Source organism: Hymenobacter jeollabukensis (genome assembly GCF_005771675.1).
Lineage (GTDB): Bacteria > Bacteroidota > Bacteroidia > Cytophagales > Hymenobacteraceae > Solirubrum > Solirubrum jeollabukense.
The window spans coordinates 24,200-43,238 of the sequence record NZ_VAJM01000011.1 but is presented as its reverse complement, the minus strand read 5'-3'; the positions used below and the strand labels follow the sequence as shown (position 1 = coordinate 43,238).

Annotated in this window: 10 protein-coding genes; all 10 read right to left on the bottom strand. The window is 64.5% G+C overall.

Going from position 1 to position 19,039, the window contains the following annotated elements:
• Positions 1 to 91: 91 nt before the first annotated feature.
• The gene (gene galB / locus FDY95_RS19395; RefSeq protein ID WP_138080188.1) at positions 92 to 2,572 is read right to left on the bottom strand and encodes a beta-galactosidase GalB; all 2,481 of its coding nucleotides are present in this window, start codon (positions 2,570 to 2,572) and stop codon (positions 92 to 94) included.
• Between the two features lie 181 nt (positions 2,573 to 2,753).
• Entirely contained in the window at positions 2,754 to 3,911 is a 1,158-nt protein-coding gene (locus FDY95_RS19390; RefSeq protein ID WP_138080187.1) for a glycosylase, read from the bottom strand.
• Between the two features lie 144 nt (positions 3,912 to 4,055).
• Positions 4,056 to 6,866, bottom strand: coding sequence for a family 78 glycoside hydrolase catalytic domain (locus FDY95_RS19385; protein ID WP_138080186.1), 2,811 nt, complete (start codon positions 6,864 to 6,866; stop codon positions 4,056 to 4,058).
• A 371-nt stretch (positions 6,867 to 7,237) separates the two neighbouring features.
• The gene (locus FDY95_RS19380) at positions 7,238 to 8,254 is read right to left on the bottom strand and encodes a zinc-binding alcohol dehydrogenase family protein (protein ID WP_138080185.1); all 1,017 of its coding nucleotides are present in this window, start codon (positions 8,252 to 8,254) and stop codon (positions 7,238 to 7,240) included.
• 167 nt (positions 8,255 to 8,421) lie between these two features.
• Entirely contained in the window at positions 8,422 to 10,227 is a 1,806-nt protein-coding gene (locus FDY95_RS19375) for a RagB/SusD family nutrient uptake outer membrane protein (RefSeq protein WP_138080184.1), read from the bottom strand.
• Between the two features lie 14 nt (positions 10,228 to 10,241).
• Entirely contained in the window at positions 10,242 to 13,460 is a 3,219-nt protein-coding gene (locus FDY95_RS19370; RefSeq protein ID WP_171025755.1) for a SusC/RagA family TonB-linked outer membrane protein, read from the bottom strand.
• Positions 13,461 to 13,512: 52 nt separating this feature from the next.
• Entirely contained in the window at positions 13,513 to 14,205 is a 693-nt protein-coding gene (locus FDY95_RS19365; protein ID WP_138080182.1) for a DUF3826 domain-containing protein, read from the bottom strand.
• Positions 14,206 to 14,615: 410 nt separating this feature from the next.
• Positions 14,616 to 15,509, bottom strand: a complete 894-nt coding sequence (locus tag FDY95_RS19360; protein WP_138080181.1) for a sugar phosphate isomerase/epimerase family protein — start codon at positions 15,507 to 15,509, stop codon at positions 14,616 to 14,618.
• Between the two features lie 186 nt (positions 15,510 to 15,695).
• A complete protein-coding gene (locus tag FDY95_RS19355) occupies positions 15,696 to 17,150 on the bottom strand; it encodes a sialate O-acetylesterase (RefSeq protein ID WP_212744932.1) in 1,455 nt (484 codons plus the stop codon).
• Positions 17,151 to 17,386: 236 nt separating this feature from the next.
• Positions 17,387 to 19,024, bottom strand: a complete 1,638-nt coding sequence (locus FDY95_RS19350; protein WP_138080180.1) for a pectate lyase family protein — start codon at positions 19,022 to 19,024, stop codon at positions 17,387 to 17,389.
• Between the last annotated feature and the right edge of the window lie 15 nt (positions 19,025 to 19,039).

Here is a 19,039-nt window from a genome sequence, read left to right as displayed (position 1 = left end):
CCTGCTTGATGCGCAGCATGGGGGAGAGGGGGAGCCAGACGAATTTCTCGGCTGCTGAATAGGGGGTAGTTTTGCTGACTCATGCTGGTACTTAGTTACCTGCGGCTACCGAAGTAGCGGGGTTATTCTTGGTGGAAGCGGAGCTGGTGGCGCCGCTTTTCAGGCTGATGCTGGCCGGCTGCAAGCCCTCGGCCGTGGCCTTCAGGGTGATGGTGCCGGCCTGCTCGGTGGTCTGCACGATGGCCAGGCACTGCCCGTTGTAGGCTTTGCGCTCCGTCGCCTTGAAGGGCTCCAGGCTGGCCTGGTAGCCGTTGTCGACGCCGGCCAGGGTGGCGGGGCCGCCGAGGTCGAACTTCACCTGCTGAGCCGCGTCGGGCACCAGATTGCCTTGGGCGTCGAGCACGCGCACGGTCACGAACGAGAGGTCCAGGCCGTCGGCGCGCAGGGCGCTGCGGTCGGCGGTCAGCTCGATTTTGGCGGCCGGGCCGGCAGTTTTAATCGTGCGCGTCAGCACGGTTTTGCCGCTCTTGCGCGACACGGCCTGCAGGGTACCAGCCGCGAAGGGCACGCGCCACATCACGTGCAGCTGGTCGGCGCCCTTCTTCTTTACGCCCAGTGACTTGCCGTTGAGCAGCAGTTCCACTTCGTCGGCTTGGCTGAAGTAGGTCCACACGTCCACCGGCTGGCCGGGGCGCCAGTTCCAGTGCGGCAGCAGGTGCAGCACGGGCTGGGTGGTCCACTCGCTCTGGTAGAGGTAATAGGCATCCTTGGGGAAGCCCGCGAGGTCGATCAGGCCGAAGTAGGAGCTGCGCGCCGGCCAGGGGTAGGGCAGCGGCTCGCCCAGGTAGTCGAAGCCCGACCACACGAAAGTGCCGGCCATGAACGGGCTGCGCTTGACGGCCAGCCAGGCCGGCTCGTGCGTGGAGCCCCAGTAGGGCCGGGCGTTGTCGTACGACGAGGCGGTGAAGTCCGCGTTGCCGGTGGTGAGTTTGGTTTTGCCGTCGAGGGGCCACACCCGCACGCTGTCGGAGGGCAGGTCGTAATGGCCGCGCGTCTCGAAGGCGGCGGCAATTTCGGTGGCCAGGAAGGGCTTGCCGGGGAAGCTCCGGGGCAGCTTGGGGTAGCCTTCGTGCTTGTAGTTGAAGCTCAGGATATCGAGCACGCCGGCCTGGCTGATAAAGTTCTTTTCCGGCTCCTGCTCGGTCAGCGCCGACGTCACGGGCCGCGTCTTATCCAGCCGCTTCACGGTGGCTACCAGCTCCCTGGTGAGCCGCACGCCGGTGCTGTCGAACTGCTCCCGGATTTCGTTGCCGATGCTCCAGACGATGATGCTGGGGTGGTTCCGGTCGCGGCGCACCATGTCCTGCAGGTCGCGGCGGTGCCACTCTTTGAAGTCCAGGTGGTAGTCCTTGCCGTTCTTTTTCTTCTGCCACATGTCGAAGGCCTCGTCCATGACGAGCAGGCCCATCCGGTCGCAGAGGTCCAGCAGCTCCGGCGCGGGCGGGTTGTGCGACATGCGGATGGCGTTGCAGCCCATCCGTTGCAGGATTTCGAGCTGCCGCTCGGCCGCCCGCACGTTGAAAGCCGCGCCCAGCGCGCCGAGGTCGTGGTGCTGATTGACGCCCAGAATCTTCAGCGGCTGCCCGTTCAACGAGAAGCCCGTCTGCGCGTTGAACTCAAAAGTGCGTACCCCCAGCGGCGTGGTGTACTCGTCAACGGCCGTTTTGCCCTGGCTGATGCGCGTCTGCACCCGGTACAGGTAGGGCCGCTGCACCGACCACAGCTGCGGCTTCGGCAGGTTCAGCGTCTGCGTCAGCACGGTGGTCGAATCGGTCAGCTTTACGTTGTCGGTGGCCTGCCGGGCTACCGTCTTGCCCTGCGCATCCAGCAGCAGCGTTTCCACCCGCACGGGCTTGGTGCCCTTGCCGCCCGCGTTGCGGATGGTCGTCTGCAACTGCACCGTAGCTGCCTCGGCCATGACCTTAGGCGTGGTCACGAAGGTGCCCCAGTGGTCCACGGCCACGGCGGAGGTCGTTACCAGGCGCACGTTGCGGTAGATGCCCGAGCCGGAGTACCAGCGCGAGTTGGGCTGGGCCGAGTTGTCGACGCGCACGGCCAGCACGTTGGCCTGGCCGTTGGGCCGCAGGTGCCGGGTCAGCTCGTAGCGGAAGGAAATGTAGCCGTTGGGCCGCTTGCCGAGCAGCTGCCCGTTCAGCCACACCTCGCTTTGCTGGTACACCCCGTCAAACTCGATGTAGACGCGCTGGCCTTTGCCGGCCTTGGTGCTGAACGACTTGCGGTACCAGCCGATGCCCGTCGGCAGCCCGCCGCCCTCGGGCTTGGCCGGGTTCAGCGCGTCGAACTTGCCTTCGATGCTCCAGTCGTGGGGCAGGGCCAGGCTGCGCCAGCCGGCGTCGTTGAAGCCAGCTTCCTTGGCCTGGGCCTCGTCGCCGAGGAAGAACTTCCAGCCCTTGTTGAAGTTCTCCACCCCGCGCACCGGCGGCTGGGCCGCATCCGCGGGGCGGGCGACGCTGAGCAACAGGAGCAGCAGAAAGGGGAGGAATGGGCGCATGCGGTTTGGGTTTTGGCGGATCGTCCGATTCGTTAGAGCGTCATGTCGAGCTTGTCGAGACATCTCGCGTGCTGATGCCAGATAGTAAGCTCAACGAGAAGAATACTATCCAGCGAGATTCTTCGACTCTGCTTGATGCGCAGAATGCTCTGGATGACGTTCTGGTTTGGCGTTCGGGCGGCTAGTTCGTGGAGGCCTTGGCCTCCTTTTTCTTCTTCTCGGGCGGGGCGATGAACGTCACCTTGCTCTTGCCCAAATCCTTGGACGTGGCCACGGCAATGCCGCGCTGGTCGGGCTTGTTCACGGCGCAGTAGTAGTGGTATACCACGCCTTTGTGTTTCACCACGAAGGACTTGTGGGCAAACAGCTCGTCGTAGGGCTCGGAGGGCTCTACCAGGTTCTGGCCGCTCCAGTCGGTCCAGTTCACCAGGTCGTAAGAGCAGGCGAAGCGGTTCACCGCGCCCTTCACGCCGGGGTAAAAGGCGCCGAAGTAGAACATCACCCACAGGTCCTTATCGATACCGTCCAGCTTCTGCAGGTAGGCGTCGCCGGTGATGCCCTTGTGGTGGTTCAGCACCGGGTTCTTCAGGTAGCGCGACCAGTGCACCATGTCATCCGACACGGCCATGCCGATGCGCTCGGCCCCGCGCTTGGCGTCGAGCGAGTCGCCGTTGGCGTTGTAGTACATCACGAAGGGGTGGCCGGTGAGCTTGCTTTTATCCCAGATGATGGAGCTTTTGTAGATGGTGTGGTTTTCCCACCAGCGTACGTCCTTGTCGTCGGGCCGAAGCACCGGCTGGGGCAGGCGCTGCCAGGGGTGTACCGTCGTCGGGTCCTTATCGGTGGATGCTATGCCGATGGAGAGTAGGCCCTTCTCGTAGCCCCGGCTCCGGCCGCCGAAGTACGACATCCAGTACTTGCCTTGGTATTGCTGCCACTCGTACGAGCCGCCCCATTTGTAGTCCTGTAGGGCCACGTAGCCGGCCTTTTGGTTGGTGTCCCAGTCGGTAGTGTCGGTGAAGGCCATGATTTTGCCCTTCGTTTCCCACTTCAGCAGGTCCTTGCTCTGCGCCAGCCAGGTTTCGTAGCCCCGGCCGTCGTAGATGATGTAGGTCATGTACCACTTGTTGCCCTTGCGGAACACGCTGGGACAGTCCATCTTCCGCTGGTTGTCGTCGGTGACGAGCACCAGGCCGTACTTGTAGGGCGTTTTCACCTCCTCGTACACCTTCTGCATCACCGCAGCCGATACTTCTTTGGGCTTGGCCGGGGCTTGGGCACGGGCCGCCATCTGGGCGAGCAGACCGGAGAGTAGCAGGCAGGCAAGTTTCAGTTTCATGCGCAAGTAGGAAGGAAGAGCAATAAAGGGCGTCATGCTGAGCTTGTCGAACCGAAGGAAGGCGCAGCCAAGCATCTCTACCGAAGTCGTTGCATGAGCTCAGACGAAGCGGTAGAGATGCTTCGACAAGCTCAGCATGACGTTCTATTCCAGCGGTTGGACCAGGAAGCGGTACGTGCCCGAGCCCACCGCAATGCGCGCCCGGCCGCCCTCCACGCCCAGCAGCCGCAGCTCCGGGTGCTGCGTAAGCGGCTGGCCCGATTCGGTGATGGCAGCGGCGGAAGCAGCGGGCAGGTACACCGTGGCCGTGGTATTGGCCGGAATGGTGGCCGTCAGCTCGAAGCCGGCGGTGGTTTTCTTCCATTCGCTGCCGATCAGGCCGTAGGGCGAGTGGTGCGTGGCCCGGGCTGAGGTTACGTCGCCCACCGGCTCGGGGCGGATGTCGATTTGGTTGAAGGCCACCGCGCCCGGGGCGGGGCGGATGCCGGCCAGCGCGCCGTACAGCCATTCCTGCAGGTGCCCGAGCATCAGGTGGTTGTTCGATACCGTCGGCAGGGCGGCCCAGCTTTCGGTGAGGGCGGTGGCGCCCTGGGCCAGCTGGTAGCCGTAGCCGGGCACGTCGGAGCGGCTGTTCATGGCGAAGATGACGTCGGAGCGGCCCGCGTCTTCCAGCACCCGCAGCACGTAGCGGTAGCCGATGTCGCCGGCCGTCAGCGCGTTCTGGCGACTCTGGATGTCGCGCACCAGGTTGTCGACGACGGCGGCCTTATGCTCGGGCGCTACCAAACCCATGTACACGGCCACGGCGTTGGCGGCCTGACTGCCGGTGGCATATTGCTTGGTTTCGGGGTTGAAGAACTTCGCGTTGAAGGCCGTGCGCACCTCGCCGGCCAACTGGGTGTATTTCGCGGCATCATCGGCCTTGCCGAGCAGGCGGGCAATGTCGGCCAGCGTGGTCAGGTCGTAGTAGTAGATGGCGGTGCCCGTCACGCCCATCGGGGTGAGCTGCGAGGTGCCGGGCAGTTTGGGGCCGAGGTCGTACCAGTCGCCGAGGCCCTGCGTGAGGATGTGGCCGTTGGCCTTGGTGGCGAGGTAGGCCGCGTAGCGCTGCATCATCGGGTAGCTGCCTTCGAGCACCTGCCGGTCGCCGTACCACTGGTACACGTACCAGGGCAGCAGAATGGCGCTGCTGCCCCACTCGGGCGAGTCGCGGAACATGTCGCCGCCCCACTCGAACTTCACGAACTCGGGGGCAATTTCCGGCACCAGCCCGTTGTCGAGCTGCGACACCTGCAGATCCTGGATGACCTTGCGGCTGAGCGCGGCAATGTCGTAGCGGTAGCGGATGGAGCTGCCCATCAAGTGGTTCTGCTCCTGCCAGCCCAGCTTTTCGCGGTGGGGGCAGTCGGTAAACACGCTGGCCATGTTGCTCTTCACCGACCAGTCGATGAGCGTGTTGGTCTGGTTCAGCAGCTCGTTGGAGCAGCTAAAGGCGCCCACTTCGGGCGCCGCGTTGCGGGTGTGCAGCATCGTGAGGGTCTGCACCACCGGGCGGTTTGCGGGGTTGGTTTCGCCCGCGGGCACGCCGCCTTCCAGCTGGGCGTAGCGGAAGCCGTAGTAGCTGAAGCGGGGCCGCCAGGTTTCCACGCCCGAGCCGCGCAGCACGTAGGTGAAGTAGTAGGGCCCGCCGCTGTTTTTCTGGGTCACCAGCCCGCCTGCGTTCAGCAGCTCGGCCGGGGCGAGGCGCACCGTGTCGCCGGCGCGGCCCTGCACTTGCAGCTCCACGATGCCCGAGGCGTTCTGCCCGAAATCGTACACGAACCGGCCCGGCTGGGGCTGGCTGACGCGCCGGGGCTGGAACTGCTCGTGCACCCGCAGCGGCTCGGCCTGCTGGGCATCCAGCCGCGCCGGACCATCGACCAGCAGCACCGGCTTCCAGCCCGTGGCCTTGAAGCGCGGCGCGTCCCAGCCCGGCTGCTCCCGGCGGGCGTCGTAGTCCTCGCCACCGTAGATGCTGCTGAAGGTCACCGGCCCCGGCGCGGTCTGCCAGCTGGCGTCGCTGATGACGTTGTCCTGCGTGCCGTCCTGGTAGTCGAGCTGCAGGCGGCAGAGCAGCTTGGGCAGGCCGAAGGCGGCTTTGAGCTTGCGGAAGCGGCCCTTCACCGGCGGCACGTAGTAAAAGCCGTTGCCGAGCATCACGCCCACCGCGTTGTTGCCCTTGCGCAGCTGCCCGGTCACGTCGAAGGTCACGTACTGGGCGTGCTGGTCGAACTTGGTCCAGGCCGGGTCGAGGAAATGGTCCCCGACTTTCTGCCCGTTCAGGTGCAGCTCAAACTGCCCCAGCCCGCAGACATAGGCCGTGGCCCGCCGCAGCTTTTTCTTGATGGTAAAATCCTTGCGCAGCAGCGGCAGCACGTTGCCGCCCTGGTAGCTGTCTTTTTTGCCGTCGACGGGCAGCACCGTCACGTGCTCGGCCGGTAGCTTCTCGTAGGCAATCCACTGGGCCCCGCGCCAGTCGGCGGCCGTCAGCAAACCCATCTGCCAACGGGCGGGCTGGCTCCAGCCGGAGGCCTGCTGCTGGTCGTCCCACACCATCACCTTCCAGTAGTAGGTTTTGGTGGCCTGCAGAGCCGGGCCGGCGTAGGGTACCTGGATGGAGGCGGCCGAAGCGGTTTTCTGCGAGTCCCAGACGTTGCCCTGGTTGCGGCGGAGCAGCTTTTCGTCGTCGGCCACCAGCAGGCGGTAGGCGCTTTGGCGGGCGTTGCGGTGGTCGGCCTGCAGCTCCCAGCTCAGGTTTGGGGCCGCTTGCTGCACGCCCAGCGGATTGGGGCGGTAGCCGCAGCGCAGGTTGCTCACCGTCGGGGCCCCGGCCACCGCCGCCAGCCCGCTCAGCAGCAGCCCGGCCAGCAGGGGCAGGGTACGCAAGGCGGCAACGAGCGGGCGGAAACAGCGCATGGGCAGGCGGGTGGGAGGCAGGCGGGGCGAAGACTCCGGGGGCGCCCGGGCGGGTGCGCGGTGCGGGCATAGTCGGAGCCTTTACAAAAGTAACCGCCCCGCCCCCCGGCCCTTGGCGGCATTTGGCAAGTTGTTGTAGGATGTTAGCACAGGCGCGCAGCCGCCAGCAGCCGGGCATTCCGCCAAGAATGACGCAGTGCAGGTCGATGAAAAAGCTTTAATCAGCTCTGGCGCTACGTGGCGGGCGGCCCCGGACTGCTGCCGGTGCCCACGGCCCTATGCAAGCTTCCTACAAAAGCCGCTGCGTCCTCGGCGCTTCTTCTGCGCCCTCTGCGGGCTAAAATCCAGTCGAACGACGCAAAAGAATGACCCTAATTCAGCTCCACCATGGCCTTGATGACGCCCGTGGCCGGGTCGAGCCAGCCGGCAAACTGCTGCTGCACGTCGCCAAACGCCACGCGGTGCGTGATGTAGGTAGTCGGCTGCACCAGCCCGGCTTTCATGCTGGCAATGACGTGCTCGAAATCTTCCCGGGTGGCGTTGCGGCTGCTCATCAACGTGGCCTCGCGCTTGTGAAACTCGGGGTGCGCGAAGCTGATGTCGCCCTTCTGCAGGCCCACCAGCACGAAGCGTCCGCCGTGGGCCAGGTAGGAAAAAGCCCCGTTGATGGCCCGCTGGCTGCCCGTCGCGTCGATAACCACCGTGGGCATGTCGCCGCTGGTAATGGAGCGCAGCTGCTCGGCTACGTCGGCGGAACCGGCGTTGATGGTGTACTCCACGCCGAGCTTCTGGCGGCAGAAATCCAACCGCTGCTGGTTGAGGTCGAGGGCAATGACGCGGCCGCCGGCAATGCGGGCAAACTCCATCACGCCCAGCCCGATGGGCCCGGCGCCCACCACCAGCACAAACTCGCCCGGCTGCACCCCGGCCCGGCGCACGCCGTGCGCGCCGATGGCCAGCGGCTCCACCAGGGCCAGCTCGTCGTAGCTCAGGTCCTGGCCGGGCACCAGGGCGGCCGTGGGCACGGCCAGCAGCTCCGTCATGCCCCCGTCGATGTGCACCCCGCACACGTTGATCTGGGTGCAGCAGTTGGGTAGCCCGCGGCGGCAGGCCACGCAGCGCCCGCAGCTGAAGTAGGGAATGAAGGTGACGGCCTCGCCGGCGCGGAAGCCCGGGGCGCCGTCGGCGTCGAGCAGCTCGCCGGCCAGCTCGTGGCCCAGCACCCGCGGGTAGCTGAAGAAGGGCTGCGTGCCCTCGTAGGCGTGTAGGTCGGTGCCGCAGATGCCGATACGGCGAATGCGCAGCAGGGCGTGGCCCGGCGGCACGGCGGGGGCGGGGCGCTGCTCGTAGGCCAGCTGGCCGGGTCGGCGGCAGACAAGAGTATTCATGCGTCGGAAAAAGAAGAATGGCGGCGGGAAAGGCCCGCGGAACGGCCCGTTTACAAAACTGCGGCTCAGGCAGCGGGCGGCCCTCCTGGACCCACCCGGCCTGAGCCGCGGTTGCGTTGGTTGCTAGGGGTGGCGACCGTTCCGGCGAGCCGGCTTGGTCATCCGCCTTACTGCAGCGGGTTGAAGGCGCCGTTCCAGGTGTTGTTCTGCACCAGTTGCGGGTTGTTGTCGATGGCCTGCTGCGGAATAGCGAAGAAGTAGTAGGAAGGCTGCCAATCGATGGCTCTGGGGAAGCTACCATTCGTATCCAACACGCGCGTCGCAATGGTGAAATAGTTCGCGTACACCTGGTCGATGTTCAGATTGTCGCGGGTGGTGGCAAAGTCGGCCGGCACACCCGTGGTTTTCAAGGTGATGGTCAGGCCCTCGCGACGCTTGTTGTTGAGGGTGCTTTCCATCTTTTTCCAGCGGCGCAGGTCCCAGAACCGCTTGCCTTCGAAGGCCAGCTCGATCTGCCGCTCGTAGAGGATAGCCTCGAACATCTGGTCGCGGCTCATGCCCGCCTGCAGGCCGTAGTTGCCGTCGCCGGCTTCGATGCCCGCCCGCTGCCGGATGGCCTTGAGCTGGGTGTAAGCCTCGGTGAGGTTGCCCACGCCGCAGGCGGCTTCGGCCAGGTTCAGCAACACCTCGGCGTAGCGAATCTCAATCCAGTTGGTGCCCACATTTATCACGTTGCTGGCGGGCGTCGTCGGGTTGATAGCCTTGCGCAGGTAGAAGCTGGTGGGCGTGGGGTTGCTGGTGGCCTCGACGGTGGTGGTGCCCCGCAGGTAGGTCCAGAGCTTGTAGTTGGTGTTGCCGTTCAGCGGCCAGGTAGCCCCGTTGTAGGCAATAGTTTTGTCGAAGCGCGGGTCCCGGTTTTTGTAGAACTGCTGCAGGTTGTAGGGGTACTTGGTCGATTCGCCGGGCTTCTTGCCGTCCAGCATCGGGTAGGCTTTCACCAGGTCCCAGGTCGGCCGGTTGGAGCCCCCGCCGGTGCCCGTGTACGACGGCCGGGTGGCGTTGTCGTACTGGTTGTTTTTGGCGTTCTGGGTGCCGTTGGCCGTGGTGTTGTAGTTGGTCACCAGTACCGCCTCCACGTTGTTTTCTTCCTCAAACCAGAGCTGGTCGTAGGAGGCGTTGAGGCGGAAGCCGTTGGCCGTCAGCAGGGTTTGGGCCTGCTGGCTGGCGGCGAAGGCCCGCGCCCACTTGGCCGCGTCGTCGCCGGGGTTGAACTGCGGGCTGGCGGCGTACAGCAGCACCCGGGCCTTGAAGGCGGCGGCGGCGCCCTTCGTAATGCGGCCCCAGGTGTTGTTGCCCGTCCAGCGGCCGGGCAGGTAGGAAATAGCCGAGTCCAGGTCGGTCGCAATCTGGTTGAAGCACTCGGTGGTGGAGTTGCGGGGCACGAACGCCTCGGCCCGCGCCTCGTCGCCCACGGCGCCGAGCGGCGTCAGCACCAGCGGCACCCCGCCGTACACGCGCACCAGGTCGAAGTAGCGGTAGGCGCGGAAGAACAGGGCTTCCCCCTTCAGCTGGTTGCGGGGCTGCATCGGAATAGGCGACCGGCCGATGCCCTGGATAAACATGTTGATGGTGCGGATCTTGCCGTAGTTGGTGTTCGGGCCAACGGCGATGCCGATATCCTGCACATCATTTTGGGCGATGGTGCCCGCCAAGTACTTGCTGTCACCGGCCACTTCCTCCGACAGGATGCTGGGGTTGGTCGTCCCGATGCCCAGGTTGCTCTGGCCGAACCAGCTCGGCAGGTTTTGCTCGTAGATGTAGCTCAGGTAGAGGAAGGCCGTGGTTTCGTTCTGAAACACCAACTCCTCGTTGGCTGCCGTCAGGTCCATCTTATCCAGCGTGTCTTTGCAGCCGGCCACCGTGAACGAAGCGGCCGCAAAAGCGAGCAGGGCAGTTATGCGCGTAAGTTTCATGAGTTCAGTGCAGATTAGAAGCCAACATTCAGGCCCAGCGACAACGTGCGGAGGGTGGGGTACACGTCGAAGCTCCCGCTATAGACTTTGTAGTCGTAGGGATTGTAGAAGTTGAGGGGGTTCACCGCGACGAAGTACACCTTCACGCTGCTGAGGCTGGCCCGGTTCACCAGCGCGGTCGGCAGGGAGTAGGAAATGGTGGCGTTGCGCATGTTGGCCGTCGTCGAGCTTCTAAACCAGAACGCCGAGGCCCGGTCATAGCTGTTGCTGGTGAACGGCGCCGGATACTTGGCATCCGGGGTGGCCTCGGTCCAGTGGTCAGCCCAGAAGGCGGGGCGGTTGGAAGTGGCCGTGGCGGCTTTGCGGGCGGCGCTTTCCACCAGGTCCATGCCGCCAAACGATACGCCCATGGTCAGCTGCACGGTCAGGCCCTTGTAGCTGATGCTCGGGTTCAGGCCGATGCTGTAGAGGTTGCTGGCTTTCTTGGTCAGGAAGGTCTGGTCTTCCTCATCAATCTTGCCGTCGGGGGCGGTGTAGTTGCCGGAGGCATCCTTGGGGCCGCGGATGTCGCGGTAGTAGAGCATCCCCGGCTTGGGTACATCTTTAAACAGGGTGTAGCCGGGGTTGTCGGCCAGCCACGCGTCCACGTCGGCCTGGGTGCGGAACATGCCCAGGTACTCGTAGCCCACCACGCCCTGGTCGCGCGACTTGCCGGTCGGGTCGTCCCACTGCCCGATTTTGCCCCGCTCCACGTCTACTTTCACGTTGCGGGTGTCGCTCCAGGAGAAGAACGAGTTGAGGCGGTAGGTGAAGTCGGAGCCGATTTTGTCCGCGTAGCCCACCGACACTTCCGTGCCGAAGCTGTTCACGGCCGAGTAGTTTTCGGAGGGCAGCGCCGCCCCAATCACCACCGTAGCGGCCGAGTTCAGCTGCGTCAGCATGTTGTAGCGCTTGTCCAGGAAGCCGTCGACGCTAAGCGAGAGGCGGTTGTCCAGGAAGCGTGCGTCGATGCCGGCGTTGTACTTCTCGTTGTTGTCCCAGCGGGCCCGGCGGTTGGCCAGCGCGTTGTTGGGCGCGATGGTGATGGTGCGGTCGGTGTTGCCCCCGAACACGGCGCCTTTGCCTACCTCAAACTTGTAGTTCTCCTGCCAGTTGTAGGCTTTGGTGGCGTCGCCGCCGAGCAAACCCACCGAGCCCCGCACCTTCAGGAAGTTGATGGCGTTGCTCTGGAAGAAGAAGTTTTCCTCGGAAATCACCCAGCCCGCCGACAGCGAGGGAAACAGTCCCCAGCGGTATTCCGGGGCGAAGTTGGTGGACCCGTCGTAGCGCAGGGCCAGCTCGGCGAAGTACTTGTTGGCGAAGCTGTAGTTGATGCGGCCGGCGTACGACAGAATCCCCGATTCGCGGGCGGTTTCCGTCAGGTTCACCTCGCCGATAGTGAAGTTCATGTTGTCGAGCCCGCCCGGTACCACCGTCGACTTCGAAGACCGGACCTCGTCGTACTGCAGCTCCTGCTGCTCGAAGAAGGCCAGGGCCGAAATCTGGTGCCGGCCAAACTGCTGGTCGTAGTTCAGGTAGCCGTTGAGCTGGTAGGTGTCCGTGTAGGTCGGGACGATGAAGATCTGGTTGCCGTTGGGAATGGTGCGCTGCTGCACAAATTCGCCGCCCGGAATGTGGCGGTGTTCCCCCAGCCCCTTGTACTCGTTGACGACGTAGCTGGTGCCGAAGTTCTTGCCGAAGTTGTTGTCGAGGGTGCGCGCATACAGCACCCGCGCCCGCAGGCCCTTCACGAACGGCAGCTCGTAGTCGACGTTGGCCGTCAGGTTCAGGCCGGTGTTGCGCTGGGAGGTGTAGTTGTTCGACTTCTGCACCTCGAAGAAGTTCGTGGCATCCAGCGTGTTCACGTTGGTCGTCCCGGGCGTGGTGTAGTTGGGCACGCCGTTCACGTAGAAGGCCTGGAACGCCGGCGTCAGCAGCAGCGAGCGGGCGTCGTTGTCGGCGCTTTCCTGGCCCTGCTTAAACCAGTACGTCTTGCGCTTAAACAGGTCGCCGCTCAACGCCAGGCCGGCCTTCAGGCCCTTGGCCACGTTCACGTCGGTGCTGGCCCGGAAGGTCCACTTGTCCGATTTTACGTTGTCGAAGTTGCCGTTCTGGCGGTTGTACGTCACGCTGGCGAAGTACGTGGCCCGCTCGCCGCCCCCGCTCACGTTCAGCGCGTTGCGCGTGGTGGTCGAGGGCTTCCAGGCCTGCTCCAGCCAGTTGTTGTTGTTGTTGGCGAAATACTCCAGCTCGTCCGGCGTGTAGATGGACGCGTCGGTGGCGGGGCGGTTCCGGTAGAAGTTGTAGTCGTTCAGGTAGGTGGCGTGCTCCAGCCCGCTCATCATCGTGGGCAGGCGCACGGCGTCGGATACCCCCACCGAGCCGCTGTAGGTGAACTTCGGCGGGCCGGCTTTGCCGCGCTTGGTGGCCACCACCACCACGCCCTGGTTGGAGCGGGCCCCGTAGATGGCCGCCGCGGCGTCTTTCAAGATCGAAATGGCTTCTACCTCCGACTGGTCGAGCAGGTTGAAGTCTTCCTCCGTGCGCACCACGTTGTCGATGACGAACAGGGGCCGCTCCGTGCCGCCGTCCTTGGACAGCACCAGCGGCCGGCGCACCGTGATGGCGCCTTTTTCGCCCGGGCGGGCCGTGCCGCCGCTCACGCCCACGCCGGGGTTCTGGCCGGCAATGGCCGTGGAGAGGCTGCCCACCGGCAGCTCCTCGATGGCCTTCATGTCGACGGTGGCTACCGCGCCGGTCAGGCTCACGCGCGACTGGGTGCCGTAACCTACGACCACTACCTCATTCAGCTTGGAGGTTTCCTCCGCCAGCGTCACGTCGAGGGTGGTGCGCCCGTTCAGCGCCACTTCCTGCTTCTGAAAGCCCACCGAGCTGATAACCAGCGTCTCGTTGCCGGTCGGCACGTTGATGCGGAACACGCCCTGCGCGTCGGTCGACGTACCGGTGGTGGTTCCTTTCAGCACCACGCTCGCGCCGGGCACCACGCCGCCCTTGGCGTCGCGCACCGTGCCGGTGATGTTCACGTTGATCTGCGCATCGGTCGTCGCGGCGGGTGGAGTCGTGGGCGTGCCGGCGGTGGCGGCCGTAGCCCCAACCAGCAGCCCGCTCAGCAGGGCGCCGGCCAGGCGCGGGGCGCTACCAGGCGCCTGAAGCTTGGGGTAAAGGTTTTTCATATAAGGTTGGTGTGTGGGAAAGCAGTGGGCGTGTCGGGGGGAGGTGAGGCGCTTACTGGCCCTGGGCGTCGGCGGCGGCGCGCTGGCGCCGGGCATCCCAGTCCTTACCGGCCTGCTTCATGTCGATGCCGGCGGCGGATAGGTAATTGTTGATTTTTCCTTTGTACTTGCCAAACCAGGCGTGTTTCTGCTCGGAGGTACCGGCGTCCATGGCCTTTTCGCGGGCCTCGGTCAGCCAGGCCAGGATCTGGGCTTTCTGGGCCTCCGTCAGCGTGGGTAGCATGTCGTTGTAGGCCCGCACCGTGATGGGCAGCACCCCGTAGGTCAGCCCGTCCTTCACCTGATCCACCTGGGCGGCGGAGAGCTGGCGGCCGAGCTGGGCGAGGAACTTGGGGTGCAACTTGTCGAGCGCCGCCGTGGTTTCAGCCTCGATTTTCTCGGTGGCGGCCTTTTTGGTGGCCTCGTCCGGGTTCTGGGCTTTCAGGGCGGCCAGCTTGGTTTTGCGGCCCTCGTGAATCTCGTTCAGCGCCCGGTACTGGCCCACGATGATGTCGCGCACCTTGGTGGTCTTGGCGGGCTTCAGCCCCTCCAGCTTGGCCACGATTTTGTCGGCGCGCTCGGTGATGGTGCGGGTGTAGGCGGCGTCCTTCGACTCGGTCGGCTGCGAAACGGGGGCCTGCGCCAGGGCCGCGGAGCCGGTGGTCAGCAGGGCGGCAAGCAGCAAACTTCTGAACAAGGAATTCATAGGCAGTGGGTGACTACTGTAGTGGGACCAAATTACTAGCCGTTTGGGCCGTCGGAATACAGCTTTTAACCAACTTATTGTACAATGTTGTCATGCCTCTGCACGCGCTGCCGTTTTGCGGCCAACATCCGTCAAAAAAGCCATCCGCGCCGGCTCAAACCGGCGGGTCTGCAAGGTTAGCATCACCCCGTCGCAAACCGCCGGTTATCTGCCCGAAGGAGAGTATTTACTGCTTGAATAGCAGGATTTTGTAGTCGGAATTCGGTGCGTAAGGCACAGTCGGGTAGCAGTAGCGTAGGGGGCTGGCATTGGCGGATAGTTGGAACCCGGTAAGCACTTACTCACCGGTTATGCCAAAGCCAAGATGCTAGAGTAATGGTTCCGGGACGCTACCGGTTAAGTGGCGCTGATTATATAGCCTGAAAGATGGACTTCATGTAAGCCGTGTTGGCGCCGAAGTTCTTCTTCACGTTGCGCGGGTCGTTGGCGTCGCGCGAGCGTTCAATCACCAGCCAGCCCTGCCAGCCCATATCGGCCAGGGTCTGCTTCACGCGCTTCATGTCGAGGCGGGTATTGTTCTGCAGCCACACGCCGTCGTCGTCGGTGCAGTGAATCTGGCAGATGCGCTTGCGGCCCAGGGTGCGCAGCTCCTGGTGCAGGTCGCGGCCGTTCTTGAGCGCGTTGGAGAAGTTGAAGTAAATCTGAATGTGCTTCGAGCCGATGTCCCGGAGCAGCCGCACCTCGCCGGCCGCGTCCAGCGCCGTTTCGATGCCGATGACCACGCCGGCTTTTTCGGCCATCCGGCCCACCACCTTCAGCCGCTCCACAAGGGCGGGGCGCAGTTCGGGGTTCTTCACCAGGTCGCCCTGGTTGCCCAGGGGCAGAAAGCCCACCCGCACATTCATCAGCTTCATCGTGTCGATGCAGTCCTGCACCATGCGCTCATAGGTGGGGCGCGTGGCGAAGGACTGGGCGTAGAAGCCCGTCATGGCCAGGGAGCAGATTTCCAGGTTCAGCTCCTTGGCCTTATCGAGAAACTGCTGGCGGATTTCGGGATTGGACAGCTGGCTGTCGAAGGTGTCACGGTTGCCGAGCCCGCCCATGTCCACCTCCACGCCGTCGGCCCCGATGTCCTTGGTGAGCTGCAGGGCGCCCAGCTTCTGCCGCTTCAGAATCATCAGGTCCACCACGGCAATCTTGTAGGTGAGCTTTTTGGGCTTGCCGAAGGCCGCCAGCGGACGGGGCAGCAGCAAAGAGCCGGTGGCAAGCAGCGCGGTGGAGAGAAAGTCGCGGCGGGAAAGCATGACTATCGGATGTGCGGAATGTGGGAAATGAGCGGGAATGTGGCGGCCGGCCGCGTCGCGTAGCGCGAACTTTCAGTTCGCGTCGCGTTGGCCGACTCGCGGGGGAATCGTTTGATGACAACCGGGCAGGCTACGCGAACTGAAAGTTCGCGCTACAACGCGGGCGGCCCGGACGATACCAGCCCGCTACCGCGCCGCGTGGCTGAGCGCGGCGGCGGGCTTGTCGGTGCGGAAGGGGCGGGCGGGCAGTCCGGCGCTGGAAAACAGGTTGGGTTGCGATGCTTCGTGCCAGGCGAAGCGCACCGCCACCGGCCTCGCCACGCCGGGCGCCGACACCAGCACCCGCTTGCCCTTGATGCGGGCCTGGGCGGGCACAAACTGCCCGTCGGCGCCGGCCACCGTGAAACCGGTCAGCGGCCGGTCGTCCTGGCTCACGAGGCGCCCTTGCAGCGGCTGAAAGCTGATTTCGGCCGTCTGGCCCTTGGTTTTCAGGCTGCGAAACACCGGCCCGCGGGCGGCTACTTCGCGGCGGCCGTAGGTGTCGTGCAGGGCCAGGTAGGCCAGGCGCCGGCCGATCTGCCACTTGTAGGGCGGGTGAATGTCGTCGAGCTTGGTCACCAGGTCGGTGGTGACGATGAGGCCGGTGCGCGGCACCTGCGCCAGCACGGCCTCCTGCGCCTCCCAAAACAGCGGCAGCGTCTCGGGCGTCAGCGGCTGTTTGGGCTCCTTCGACTCGGAGTACTTGAACGGGGCCAGCTGCACGTAGTAAAACGGCAAATTCTCGTCCTGCCAGGCCCCGCGCCAGCTCTCGATGAGCGTGCGCATTTTGTGGGTGTACGAGCTGGTTTCGGCCAGAAAGCAGTTCGACTCGCCCTGGTACCAGCAGAAGCCGCGCAAGGCAAACGGGGCCAGCGGGCGGATCATCGGCTCGTAGAACTTGCCCGGGTCGCCGCCCACGGGCTGGGCGTAGTACGAGTCGGCCCGGAAGGCGGCTTCGCTGATCCAGGGCTCGATGCGGCTGCCGGGCACGGCCGAGCTGATGACGCCCACCGGCACGCCGAGCTTGGTTTGCAGCTCCTGGGCGAAAAAGTACGCCGGCGCCGAGAAGGCGCGCAGCGCCGAATCCTGCGCGATGCTCCAGCCCCGGTGCAGCGAGTCGGGCTTCGTCAGCTCCTTGCGGTTCACCAGGAAGATGCGAATCTGCGGGTTGTGGGCGCGCTCCAGCTCGGTCAGCGGGTTGGGCTCGGGCTGGGGCGGCACGGTCACCTTGCTGTTCTTGCGCATGGTGTACTCCATGTTCGACTGCCCCGAGCACAGCCAGACTTCCCCCACCAGCACGTCCTTTAAACGGATGACGTTCGTGCCGCTGACGGTCAGCTCTGCGCCGGCGGCACTGGCTTTTAGCGGCGCCAAGTTCACCCGCCAGCTCCCGTCGGCGGCTGCGGTAGTACGCAGCTGCTGCTGGCCGAATTGCACCGTCACCGCCTCGCCCGGCGCGGCCGTGCCCCAGATGGGCACCGGCTTTTCGCGCTGCAGCACCATGCCGTGACCCAGTACCCGCGGCAGCACCACCCGTGCCTGGGCGGCGGGGGCCGTCAGGGCCAGGAAGGGCAGGAGCAGGGCGGGTGGGCGGAGGCGCATGTATGGTGAGCGGAGGAAAAACGTGGTCAGAAGGAAAGGTCGGCGAGAAAAAGAACGTCAGGCAAAAAGAACGTCATGCTGAGCTTGTCGAAGCATCTCTACCGCTTCGCCTGCATTGGTTCAACGAAGCGGTAGAGATGCTTCGACTGCGCTCAGCATGACGGTTACTCTCAGATGTCAGCACGCGAGATGACTCGACAAGCTCGACATGACGTTCATCGGAAACAGTATCAGCCTTACGAAGGCTTCACGTTTTTCACGGACACCAGGCTGTTGAGGTACTCCTCGATGTTGGTGTAGCCGTCCTTGCCGCGCACCTGGCTGGCGTCGGAGGCGTCGTTGGGGTTGAGCTTGTTTTTCTTCTCGTACTGGTCGGGCATGCCGTCCTTGTCGGAGTCCTGGTAGGGCGTGCCGGCGTAGGTGGGGTAGCCGCCCACCTGGCTGATGTCGGTGATAATGCCCTGCTTGTAGGAGTCGATGGGCAGGCGGCGGTGCTTGAACTGGGTTTCGGGCAGCTTCACGTTCGGCAGCGCGTTGATTTTGCCGGTGCGCACCTGCTCCACCACGCGGGCGTCGACGGCGTCGCGCTTGGGCAGGGTGGCGCCGGCGTTTTCCAGCACGTAGTCGTAGGCTTTCTGGGCCGGCATGATGGTGATTTGCGGCATGGGCAACGGCGAGTTTACCTTCATATCAGCCATGTACTTACCGGCGTTGGGCAGCTCCTCCACCTGCACGCCGCCGTCCCAGTTGTCCTTGGTTACCTTGTCGTTGCCCTCCACGATGTTGCCGGCCACGTAGGCGCGGCCGTACACCTGGTACTTCAGCTTGCTGCGGCCCGATTCGGGCTTCAGGATGCGGTGGCTGATGTTGGTGCCTTGGGGCGTGGAGGGGCCGGGCTTGTAGTAGTTGTTGATGATGTTGTACAGGGCCCGGTAGTCGCCGCCATCAGTGGAGCGGTGCACCCAGTTGAACATCACGTTGTTGGCGAAGTTGAACACCCCGTTCCAGCCAATCGACGGGTTGCGGCCCGCGTTGTCGGCCCAGAGGTTGCGCATGAAGGTGCAGTTCTCCCCGCCCAGCGTGCTGCCGAAGGCGTGGTTCCAGGTATCCAGCGACTCCGAGAAAATCGAGTTCTGGATGGTGATGTTCACCGTGCCCAGCTTCTGCTCCGGAATGCCGGTGCTGTCGTTGTACATGTGGCGGTACATCGACATGTTCTCATCGAGCCCCCACGAAGCTGACACGTGGTCAATCATGATGTTGCCGATGGGGTTGCCGCCGATGGCGTCGTCGCGGCGGCCCACGTTCGTCTCGCCGCGGCGGAAGCGCATGTAGCGGATAATCACGTCGTGGGTGTTGATCCACACCGACTCGCCGGCCACGCACACCCCGTCGCCGGGCGCCGACTGGCCCGCAATGGTGATGTAGGGCGCCCGAATCATCAGCGGCGACTTCAGCCGGATGATGCCGGCCACGTTGAATACCACCGTGCGCGCCCCGCCCTGCTCGCAGGCCTCGCGCAGCGTACCAGGGCCGCTGTCCTCCAGGCTGGTCACCACAATGACCTTGCCGCCGCGCCCACCAAACGAGTACGCTCCGCCGCCTTCAGCACCCGGGAAGGCCGGAATGGCGGCCTGCGGCAGATCAATCGGGCGGGCCGCCCACGGAATGTAGGGCTTGCCCTCGCGCTGCTCCTTCTGAATGATGGGGTAGGCCTTGTTCCAGGCAATATCCGACTGGCGACGGGCTTCCTTCATCATCTCGTCGCTGGCCTTCTGAATGTCGGGCGGAATGGAAGGATACTGCGCCAGGGCAACCGGCGCGGCGGCCAACGTCAGGCCTAAACAAGCAAGGAAAGCAACGGGCGTTTTCATGGGCGGGAAAGACTG